The sequence below is a fragment of the Rhizobium moroccans genome (assembly GCF_057559155.1).
Genome location: NZ_JBHFJG010000041.1, coordinates 52,839 through 63,059 on the forward strand (window position 1 = coordinate 52,839; position 10,221 = coordinate 63,059).

Sequence of the window (10,221 nt, forward strand, 5' to 3'; positions counted from 1 at the left end):
GCCTTGTCAGGCGACGCCGACGCGCAGCAGGTCGTGGAAATGCACGATGCCGACCGGCCGCCGGTCCTCGTCGGTGACGATCAGGGCGGAAATATTGTGCTTGTTGAGCAGCCCCATGGCCGCGGTGGCAAGCATGTCTTCCGTCACCGTCTTCGGATTGCCGGTCATGATGTCGTCGACCACCATCTGCGAGAGATTGAGGTTCAGGCCGCGCGCAAGGTCGCCATCGGTGACGATGCCGCAAAGCCGGCCTTCCTCGTCGAGCACGCCGACGCAGCCGAAGCGCATTTGCGAAAGCGTCATCACCGCCGTCGGCAAGGGCGTGCCCTTCTCTACGAGCGGAATGCGATCGCCGCGATGCATGAGGTCTCCGACCCGGCTCAGCATCGCGCCGAGCTTGCCGCCCGGATGGAAGACGCGGAAATCGAGCGCGGTGAATCCCCGAGCTTCGAGCAGCGCCACGGCCAGCGCATCGCCGATCGCAAGCTGCATGATGGCCGATGTGGTGGGCGCCAGCCCGTGCGGGCAGGCCTCCTGCTCCTTCGGCAGCAGCAGAACGATATCGGAAAGGCGCGCGAGCGTGGAAGCCGCACCGGAGGTGATCGATACCAGCGGAATGGAGAAGCGGCGGCAGAAGCTGACGATCCCCTGAAGTTCGGCGGTCTCCCCGCCCCAGGAAAGGGCGAGCACCACGTCCTCGGAAGTAATCATGCCGAGATCGCCATGGCTGGCCTCGGCCGCATGAACGAAGGACGACGGCGTTCCGGTGGACGCGAAGGAGGCAGCGATCTTCACGCCGATATGCCCGCTCTTGCCGACCCCGGTAACGATGACCCGTCCCTTGATGCCGCCGATCAGTTCGACGGCCTTTCGGAACGGCTCGGCAAGCTCATTGCGCAGCGCGTTCTCGAGGGCCTCGAGCCCCTGTCTTTCAATAGAGACTGTCCGAATGGCGGAATCGACCAAGTCCATCTCGACGATTTTTAGAGCTCTCTTGATCATGCTGCCGTTTAGCGTGTTTCGCCGCTCAAGTCCATTGGCATCCATTTACAGCCATTTACCTTCCGTGACCCTGTTCCACAGCAAATTCAGTTGGACAACCAATAATTAACCACATGGCTTTACGTTTGGGTAAGCTTTCGGGTGCCCAGGCAGGTTCATGGCAATCAGCGGCAAAACAGGTGCAACGCTTCCTCGGCGCGGGAGACCGCTCGCGCTGCTGCTTGCCTGTTCCGTGCTCGTCCAGCCGCTGCATGCAGGTGCGCAAAGCGTCTTCCCGCCGCAGGAGACAGCCGGCGCCACCGGCACGCCCATTATCGGCCGCTCCGCCTGGCCGGGCGCGGTGCCGCCGGCGGATGGCGCTCCCGATGCCACCGATCCATTGGGGGCGAACACTGTCGATCCCGGAACCGATACCTCGCTTGCCGGCGATGCCCGGCTTCGCATGGGCGAAACCTCCGCGGGTACCGCCGGGGAGGCCTCTTACGCGGCAGACCTGAACCAGCCCTACGAAGAGGATGACAACCTACCCGCCGGACCGATCGAGGGAGATCAAACACCGCGCGCGGAAGTCGATGCGACCGGCATTCGGCTCGGCACCTTTCTTCTCCGCCCCTCGGTGAACCAGAGCGTCAACACCGAACGGCGCTCGGGGGGGACAGACGAAAAGCGGAACTATCTCGCCACCACGGTTCGCGGCACGCTCACCTCCGACTGGGCGCGCCATGCGCTGACGGTCAACGGCGAAGGCACATTCGAGCGGACGATCAGCGGGGACCGAGAGAACGAGCCGGAAGCGCGCATTGATGCCGATCTGCGGCTGGACCTTGCGGGCGATACCGTCGCCCACCTCACCGGCGGCTATGGTTTCGAGCGCGAGGATAACGACGATCCGAACGCCATCGGCGGCGCGGCCACTCAGTCCGGCGTGCACCAGTTCGATGGCGGCCTCTCGGTCGAGCGCGATCTCGGCGTGATTCGCGGTCTTGCGGCGGTCGCCGTCAGCCGCGAGATCTATACGGAAGCCAAACTCAGGGACGGCACGACCGTCGACCTCAGCGATCGCGACCGCACCGGCATCGATGGCAGGCTGAGGCTCGGCTACGAACTCTCCCCGGCCCTGATACCCTTCGTGGAAGTGGCGACCGGCCGGACCTTCTATGACGAGAGGCGCGATAGCGCCGGTTACGCCCGTTCCTCGCGCAGCTATGCGGCGCGCGGCGGCGTGGAATTCGATTTCGGCGAAAAGCTGCATGGCGAGATCGGCGCGGGCTACGAGACCACGCGCTATGACGACGACCGCCTCGCCTCGCTCGATGCCGTCACCTTCGATGGCCTCGTGGCCTGGTCGCCGAAGCGCGGCACCGATGTCAATATCGGGCTGGCGACGACCATGCAGGATGCGACCGCGCCCGGCCAGAGCGGCTGGGTGGAATATGCGCTGACGGCGGAGGTTACGCACCAGCTCCGCAGCAATCTCGTGGCCCGCTTGAGCGGCGGAACGACGCTGCGCGACTTTTCCGGCGAAACCTCCAGCGAGACTGGCTGGATCACCGGGGCCGGGCTGACCTGGAGCATCAGCCGCTATCTCGATCTCACCGGCGATGTTGAATACGAGCGCAACGAAAATTCGGGCCGCGCCAGCGACAATATCTTCCGCGCCGGTGTCGGCCTCACGCTGCGCCGCTGACGCTTTTCGAGCGGCCGCTTTTCACCAGATATGGGTTTCCTGAACGGTGAAGCCACCAAATGTGAACCGTCTCGGCCTTCCAAACTTCGCAGATGCAGCATATTAGGGCGCAGGCGGAGAAAATCCCGCCGCACCGCAGCATCGACTGCGCCTTTGTGTGTGTAGGAAGGTTTGAACGTGGCTAGTTATTCCAATAGCAGCGTTACGACGGGCGGAAACAGCTCCGCTGCCGGGTCGAGCGCCAACAATTATCAATTCGCACTGATTGCCCTCACCACCCTGTTCTTCATGTGGGGCTTCATCACCTGCCTGAACGACATTCTCATCCCGCATCTGAAGAGCGTCTTCTCGCTGAACTATACGCAGTCCATGCTGATTCAGCTCTGCTTCTTCGGCGCCTATTTCATCGTGTCGCTTCCCGCCGGCGCGCTCGTGAAGCGCATCAGCTACAAATGGGGCATCGTGGTCGGGCTCCTCGTCGCGGCAGTCGGCTGCGCGCTTTTCATTCCAGCGGCCAGCTACCGCGTCTACGGGCTCTTCCTCGGCGCTCTCTTCGTGCTTGCCGCCGGAATCACCGTGCTGCAGGTCGCGGCCAATCCCTACGTCACGGCACTCGGCGCGCCGGAAAGTGCGGCAAGCCGGCTGACGCTCACCCAGGCGTTCAATTCGCTCGGCACCACGCTCGCCCCCATGTTCGGCGCCTTCCTCATCCTCTCGGCCGCAACCGCGAGCCTGCCGGGCGCAAGCCCCGAACAGATGGATGCGCTCCGGGCGGTCGAGGCGGATGCCGTCCGCTTCCCCTATCTCCTTCTCGCCGTCGCCTTCATCGTCCTGGCCGCGATTTTCGCCGCCTTGAAACTCCCGAACGTCGATGAGGAAGAGACCGAAGCCGCAGGCGTCAAGGAAGGCTCCGCCTGGAGCTACCGCCATCTGGTGCTCGGCGCGATCGGCATCTTCGTCTATGTCGGCGCGGAAGTCAGCATCGGCAGCTTCCTGGTGAATTTCCTCGGTGAGCCGACGATCGCCGGCATGCCGGAGGCCGAAGCAGCCCATTACGTCGCCTATTTCTGGGGTGGCGCTATGGTCGGCCGTTTCATCGGTTCGGTAGCGATGCGCTACATCAACGACGGCAAGGCGCTCGCCTTCAATGCCGCCATTGTCATACTGCTTCTTCTCGTCACGATCCTGACGAGCGGCAAGCTGGCCATGTGGACCGTGCTGGCCATCGGTCTCTTCAATTCCATCATGTTCCCGACGATCTTCAGCCTGGCATTGAAGGGTCTTGGCCGCCACACCAGCCAGGGCTCCGGCATCCTGTGCCTTGCGATCGTCGGCGGCGCGCTTCTGCCCGTCGTCCAGGGCGCCCTTGCCGATACGGTCGGCATTCAGCATGCCTTCGTGCTGCCGATCCTCTGCTATCTCTACATCGCCTTCTACGGCGTGAAGGGACACAAGCCGGTCTGATCGCGCAGGTCCCGCTCCGCGACTTGCAAGCAATAAAAAGCCCTCGCGGTCTCCCGCGAGGGCTTTTCGTTTGGATAGATCGAGCGGTCTTTACTTGAGGCCGGATACCATCGCCTTCAACGGCCCTTCGATCGCCGGGCGGATATCCTGGCGCTGCAGGGCGAATGCGAGGTTCGCCAGGATGAAACCGTCCTTGGCGCCACAGTCGTATGTCTCGCCCTTGAAGTGGTAAGCCGCGAATTCCTGTGCCTTGGCGAGCGCCAGCATGCCGTCGGTAAGCTGGATTTCGTTGCCGGCCCCCCGCTCCTGCGTCTCCAGGATCTTGAAGATTTCCGGCTGCAGGATGTAGCGGCCGTTGATGTAGAAATTCGACGGCGCGGTGCCCTTGGCGGGCTTTTCCACCATCTGGGTGATCTTGAAGCCCTCGTTACCGACCGCGGAACCCTTGCCGACGATGCCGTATTTGTGGGCCTGGTCCGGATCGCACTCCTGCACGGCCAGAACGTTCCCGCCGGTCTGGTCGTAGAGTTCCACCATGCCCTTGAGGCAGCTTTTTTCCGAAGACATGATCATGTCCGGCAGAAGCACTGCGAACGGCTCGTCGCCGACGATGTCGCGCGCGCACCAGACCGCATGGCCGAGCCCGAGCGGAACCTGCTGGCGCGTGAAGCTTGCGGTACCGGCCGTCGGCAGGAGATCGGAAAGCAGGGTCAGCTCGGCATTCTTGTTGCGCTCGCGCAGCATCTGCTCCAGCTCGTACTGGATGTCGAAATAGTCCTCGATGACCCCCTTGCCGCGGCCGGTCACGAAGACGAAGTGCTCGATGCCCGCCTGGGCCGCTTCATCCACCACATACTGGATGACCGGCTTGTCGACGACGGTGAGCATCTCCTTCGGCACTGCCTTGGTCGCGGGCAGGAAACGTGTCCCAAGGCCGGCAACCGGAAAAACTGCTTTTCTGATCTTCTTCTGTCCCACGCATACCTCCTGCGGCATTTTCGATGTGAGCCTTTACTAACGGTTTGCTGCCGTTTCGCAAAGAGTGCGCTCGTCCTCTCTCTATGGTAAAGAATTTGTTGACTCTATGATGCTAATCGGTCGTGGAGCCGCTTTGAGCACTCGCCGATGTTAACACAAGAGCAACGGACACGACTGCCGATGACCATGTTTCGCACCAATCGCTTTCGCGGGCTTGTTTTCTCTCTGATCGTAGGCATTGCCGCCGCGACAACTCCGATAGATGCCCGGGCCAACGACAGCTTCAAGTCCTGGATCGCAAAATTCTATCAGACGGCCGCGGCAAGCGGCATCAGCCGCTCGACCTATGAAAAGGCATTCGCAGGCATCACGGAACCTGATTCGGCGGTTCTGGACAAAGCGAACTATCAGCCGGAGTTCAAGGCGAAGATCTGGGACTATCTGGATTCGCGGGTGAACCCCTATACCGTTCGCATCGGCCGAGAAATGAAGGCCAAGCACGGCTCGACGCTCAATGCGATGGAACGCCATTTCGGCGTCGACAAGCACATACTGCTCGCCATCTGGTCGATGGAATCGAATTATGGCGCGGTGCTCGAAAAGCCGGACCGGCTGCATTACGTGCCACAGGCGCTCGCGACCCTTGCATGGGGCGATCCCAAGCGCGCGAAGTTCGCCCGCAACCAGTTGATCGCGGCGCTGAAGATCCTGCAGGCCGGTGATATCACCCCGAAGCACCTCACCGGCTCCTGGGCCGGCGCCATGGGGCACACGCAATTCATCCCGACCAGCTATCTCCTCTATGCGATCGATGCCGATGGCAACGGCCGCCGCGATATCTGGAACTCCATTCCGGATGCGCTGGCGACGTCGGCCAATCTTCTCGCCAAGAACGGCTGGCAATCCGGCAAGACCTGGGGCTATGAAGCCGTCGCGCCTTCCGGCGCTGCAAAATACGAAGGGCAGACGAAGACGCTCGCCCAATGGGCGGCCCTCGGTTTTGCTCGCCCCAACGGCAAGGGCTTTCCCCGCGGCTCCGATCGTGCCGAGCTGAAGATGCTCGGCGGTCCCAACGCTCCTGCCTTCCTGGTGCTGAGGAATTTCTTCGTCATCAAGCGTTACAATGCCGCCGACAGCTATGCGCTCGCGGTCGGCCTGCTGGCCGATGAGATCGCCGGGCATGGCGGCGTGCATCAGCGCTGGCCCCGCCCGAACGGCACCTTGGACGTGAAGGAAAAATTCGAGCTGCAGAGCAAGCTCAAGGAACTCGGCTATTACGACGGCGAGATCGACGGCAATTTCGGCTCCGGCTCGAAGGCCGCCATCTCGGCGATCCAGCAGAGGCTGGGCATGCAGTCGGATGGTGAGCCCTCGCAATCGCTTCTCGAAGCCTTGCGTTGACAAATGCTTGCTCGCGCCCAAGATCGCTCCTATGAGAGCGATCTGCCGGGGGGCGAGAGCGAACGGCTGAACCATGACGGTATCGAGGCGGACGGATATTAAACCTGTTTGGGGCCGGCTGGTCGCGATCCTGCTCGTCCTCGTCGTGGCCGTTCCGCCCTATGCGCCGCCCGTGGCCGCGCAGGAACGCCGCAACCTTCTGGAAATGCTGTTCGGCATCCGCCCACGCGAGGAGCGATACGATCGCTATGAGCGGTATGAGGGATACGAACGATACGAGCGGCGGCCGAGATACAATCGCCGCGACCGTTCCGTCATAGAAACGCCATCCCGCCGCCAGCGCGACCGCAGTACGATACGGGCCGCCACGCCCCGGCCGCAGCGGCCTGCCGCGCCGCCCAAGCCCGCACCGATCCCCAAGCTTGAAAATGCCCGCAAGATACTGGTGGTGGGCGACTTTCTCGCGGGCGGGCTCGCCGACGAGCTGAAGACCGCCTTCGAAACCTCCCCCAGCGTTGCGGTGGAAAACCGCACCAACGGCTCCTCCGGGCTCGTGCGCGAAGACCATTACGACTGGCCGCCGGCCCTGCCCAAGCTGATCGGAGAGGTCGATCCGGCCATCGTCGTCGTCATGATCGGCGCCAACGACCGCCAGCAGATGCAGATCGGCTCGACTTCGGAAAAATTCCGCACCGACGCCTGGTTCAAGGAATACGAGCAGCGCGTCAGCCGGCTTGCCGCGATCGCCACCGCGCGCAAGCTGCCCCTGCTCTGGGTTGGCCTGCCTTCCTTCCAGTCTCCTTCCATGATGGCCGATGCGGTGACGCTGAACGGCATCTACCGTGACCAGGTGGAAAAGGCCGGCGGCGAATTCGTCGATATCTGGGAAGGCTTCGTGGACGAGGAAGGCAAGTTCATCCTCACCGGCTCCGACATGAACGGCCAGCAGGCTCGCCTGCGCGGCGGCGATGGCATCACTTTCACCACCGCCGGCAAGCGCAAGCTCGCCTTCTATGTCGAGAAGCTCGCGCGCCGCCATCTTGGCGAAATGACCGATCCCGACCTCGTGAAGCTGGATGCGAGCAACCTTCCGGCATTGGCTACACTTCCGCCGGCCGCCAATGCGGTGCCCACTCAGCCGATCAGCCTGGCCGATCCCGAGCTCGACGGCGGCACCGACCTGCTCGGCGCCGGCCAGCCGCCCGTCAGCCTCGTGCAGTCGCCGCGCGACCTGCTGGTCAAGCGAGGCGAACTGCCCCCCGCCCCTTCCGGCCGTGTGGACGACTATCGGATACCCGCCGCGACGACGCGGTAGTTGCCGGAAGTCTCGCTCCGCCCCTCATCCGGCTGCCGCCACCTTCTCCCCGCGAGCGGGGTTAGGGGCAATTTCAAAATGATCTGCCGTCGCGGGACAGGATACGCATCAACCTACAGGATCGACCACTCGCGCCTTGTCCACCCGTTGCCTCTCCGCATACCATCTGAGGCATTCCTCGAAGCCCGTAAGATCGGTATAGAGCGCATCGGGTGCTGCCGCATGGACGGCGATATGGCCGCCGCGCCGTTCGATGCCGCCGTGAAGCATGAGATTGTCGATCATGTCGAAATCTTCGAGAGACATTCCGTCCGGCCCACGACGCCGGCCGTCCTCGCCCTCGCGAACGTTTCCGTCGTAAAACCCGGCGGTTCGCGCAAAGTGGCTGTCGGCGACATTGGTATAGGCCGCGACCACCTTGCCCTGCGCGCACATATAGCCGAGCTCGAAGGTCGTGCCGATATCGGCGGCGATGCCCCGGAACGGCGTGAGGTTTGCGATGATGCCGCCGGCCGCATTCATCATGCCCTCGTCGACGGCACTGATCTTCAAGCCGAATCCATGGCGCGTCGGCGCCGGCTCGATGGAGATGTCGCCGGGGCAGATCGGCTGGAAACCATAGGTCCGCGCCAGGGCCGCCTTCGCATCGAGCATCTGCCGGGCATTCGGAAGGAAGACCTCCGGTCCGGCAAGGTAGAGTTTCAGGCTCATCGGACCGTGGTCTCCCGCTCGAACGGCTCTGCCGCTCAGCGCGGCAGGACCGAGCTTCCCATCAGCGCCTCGTCGATGGCGCGGGCCGCCTGACGGCCCTCGCGGATCGCCCAGACCACCAGCGACTGGCCGCGGCGCACGTCGCCGGCCGTCCAGAACTTGTCGACCGAGGTCTTGTAGTCACGGTCGTTGGCGACGACGTTGGTCGAGCCGCGGCGGTCGAGATTGAGCGTCAGCTTGCCTTCGAGCTCGGCAAGAATGCCGTCCGTCAGAGGGCCGGAAAAGCCGATGGCGATGAAGGCGAGATCGGCCTTGATGATGAATTCCGTGCCGGCGATCGGCTTGCGGCGCTCGTCCACCTCGCAGCAGCGCACGCCGGTCAACTGTCCGTCTTCGCCGATGAACTCGAGAGTGGCCACCTGGAACTCGCGGATCGCGCCCTCGGCCTGGCTGGACGAGGTGCGCATCTTGGTGGCCCAGAACGGCCAGACGGCGAGCTTGTCTTCCTTTTCCGGCGGCTGCGGGCGGATGTCGAGCTGCGTCACCTTGACGGCGCCCTGGCGGAAGGCGGTGCCGACGCAGTCGGATGCCGTATCGCCGCCGCCGACGACCACCACATGCTTGGCGCCGGCAAGGATCGGCTCCGCCGCCCATGCCACGCTGTCGATGTTCTCGCGGCCGATCCGGCGGTTCTGCTGCACCAGATAGGGCATGGCGTCGTAGACGCCGTGCAGGTCGGCGCCGGGAATGCCGGCCGGACGCGGCGTTTCCGAGCCGCCGCAATAGAGAACTGCGTCATGCTCGGCGATAAGCTTCTCGACGGGCATGTCGACGCCCACGTTGACGCCCGTATGGAAGGTAACGCCCTCGCCCTTCATCTGCTCGACGCGCCGGTCGATGAAGTTCTTCTCCATCTTGAAGTCCGGAATGCCGTAGCGCAGCAGCCCGCCGGGCTTGGATTCACGCTCGTAGACATGCACTTCATGGCCCGCGCGGCCGAGCTGCTGGGCGGCCGCCATGCCGGCCGGGCCCGAGCCGATGACCGCGACCTTCTTTCCGGTATGAACCGTCGCCGGCTGCGGCGCGATGAAGCCCAGTTCATAGGCCTTGTCGGCGATCGCCTGCTCCACGGTCTTGATGGCGACCGGCGTATCCTCGAGGTTCAGCGTGCAGGCCTCCTCGCAGGGCGCGGGGCAGACGCGGCCGGTGAATTCCGGGAAGTTGTTGGTGGAATGGAGGTTGCGAATCGCCTCCTCCCACTTGTTGTTGTAGACGAGATCGTTCCAGTCCGGGATCTGGTTGTGCACCGGACAGCCGGTCGGCCCGTGGCAATAGGGAATGCCGCAATCCATGCAGCGCGCCGCCTGCTTGGTAACTTCCGCATCGGACATCGGGATCGTGAATTCGCGGAAATGGCGGATACGGTCGGAGGCCGGCTGATACTTCGCCACGCTCCGGTCGATTTCCAGGAAACCCGTTACCTTGCCCATATTTCTACCTCTTCAAAGCAGGGTGCCCGTAGGACCCCAGTACCAGTAGGCGAAACCCATGACCGCCCCCAGTACGATGAATTCGATTGCGACTTCGCCGTTCATTCCGAATGCAACCGCCGGAACGGCGATCGCGATCAGCACCGAAATCAGCCGGTGCATGAAGGGCCAAC

Annotated in this window: 9 protein-coding genes; 4 read left to right on the plus strand and 5 right to left on the minus strand. The window is 63.4% G+C overall.

Features of this window, described 5'->3' with window-relative positions:
• Window positions 1-6: 6 nt before the first annotated feature.
• The gene (locus ACE04I_RS19550) at window positions 7-1,002 is read right to left on the minus strand and encodes a KpsF/GutQ family sugar-phosphate isomerase (RefSeq protein WP_046795082.1); all 996 of its coding nucleotides are present in this window, start codon (window positions 1,000-1,002) and stop codon (window positions 7-9) included.
• Window positions 1,003-1,159: 157 nt separating this feature from the next.
• Between ACE04I_RS19550 and ACE04I_RS19555 the strand changes: the two genes are divergently transcribed.
• Together ACE04I_RS19555 and ACE04I_RS19560 are read left to right on the plus strand one after the other, a co-directional pair.
• A complete protein-coding gene (locus ACE04I_RS19555) occupies window positions 1,160-2,689 on the plus strand; it encodes an outer membrane beta-barrel protein (RefSeq protein WP_052760402.1) in 1,530 nt (509 codons plus the stop codon).
• Between the two features lie 177 nt (window positions 2,690-2,866).
• Window positions 2,867-4,153 (plus strand): sugar MFS transporter, encoded by a 1,287-nt coding sequence (locus tag ACE04I_RS19560; protein ID WP_046795084.1) that lies wholly within the window; start codon window positions 2,867-2,869, stop codon window positions 4,151-4,153.
• Between the two features lie 90 nt (window positions 4,154-4,243).
• Here the strand turns inward: ACE04I_RS19560 and galU are convergent, their stop codons facing one another.
• Window positions 4,244-5,131 carry a UTP--glucose-1-phosphate uridylyltransferase GalU gene (galU, locus tag ACE04I_RS19565; RefSeq protein ID WP_245282089.1) on the minus strand — a complete coding sequence of 296 codons (888 nt, stop codon included), beginning with the start codon at window positions 5,129-5,131 and terminating at the stop codon, window positions 4,244-4,246.
• A gap of 186 nt (window positions 5,132-5,317) precedes the next feature.
• Between galU and ACE04I_RS19570 the strand changes: the two genes are divergently transcribed.
• Together ACE04I_RS19570 and ACE04I_RS19575 are read left to right on the plus strand one after the other, a co-directional pair.
• Complete coding sequence (locus tag ACE04I_RS19570; RefSeq protein WP_137326872.1) at window positions 5,318-6,532, plus strand: lytic murein transglycosylase; 1,215 nt, start codon at window positions 5,318-5,320, stop codon at window positions 6,530-6,532.
• Window positions 6,533-6,605: 73 nt separating this feature from the next.
• A complete protein-coding gene (locus tag ACE04I_RS19575) occupies window positions 6,606-7,847 on the plus strand; it encodes an SGNH/GDSL hydrolase family protein (protein ID WP_046794656.1) in 1,242 nt (413 codons plus the stop codon).
• Between the two features lie 108 nt (window positions 7,848-7,955).
• Here ACE04I_RS19575 and ACE04I_RS19580 read toward each other — a convergent pair whose 3' ends face one another.
• From ACE04I_RS19580 to ACE04I_RS19590, 3 genes are read right to left on the minus strand one after another with little or no spacing between them, the layout of a single operon-like run.
• The gene (locus tag ACE04I_RS19580) at window positions 7,956-8,558 is read right to left on the minus strand and encodes a nucleoside 2-deoxyribosyltransferase (protein WP_487207531.1); all 603 of its coding nucleotides are present in this window, start codon (window positions 8,556-8,558) and stop codon (window positions 7,956-7,958) included.
• A gap of 35 nt (window positions 8,559-8,593) precedes the next feature.
• Window positions 8,594-10,048 carry a glutamate synthase subunit beta gene (locus ACE04I_RS19585; protein WP_046794658.1) on the minus strand — a complete coding sequence of 485 codons (1,455 nt, stop codon included), beginning with the start codon at window positions 10,046-10,048 and terminating at the stop codon, window positions 8,594-8,596.
• Window positions 10,049-10,060: 12 nt separating this feature from the next.
• Complete coding sequence (locus tag ACE04I_RS19590) at window positions 10,061-10,210, minus strand: hypothetical protein (RefSeq protein WP_487207532.1); 150 nt, start codon at window positions 10,208-10,210, stop codon at window positions 10,061-10,063.
• Window positions 10,211-10,221 lie beyond the last annotated feature (11 nt).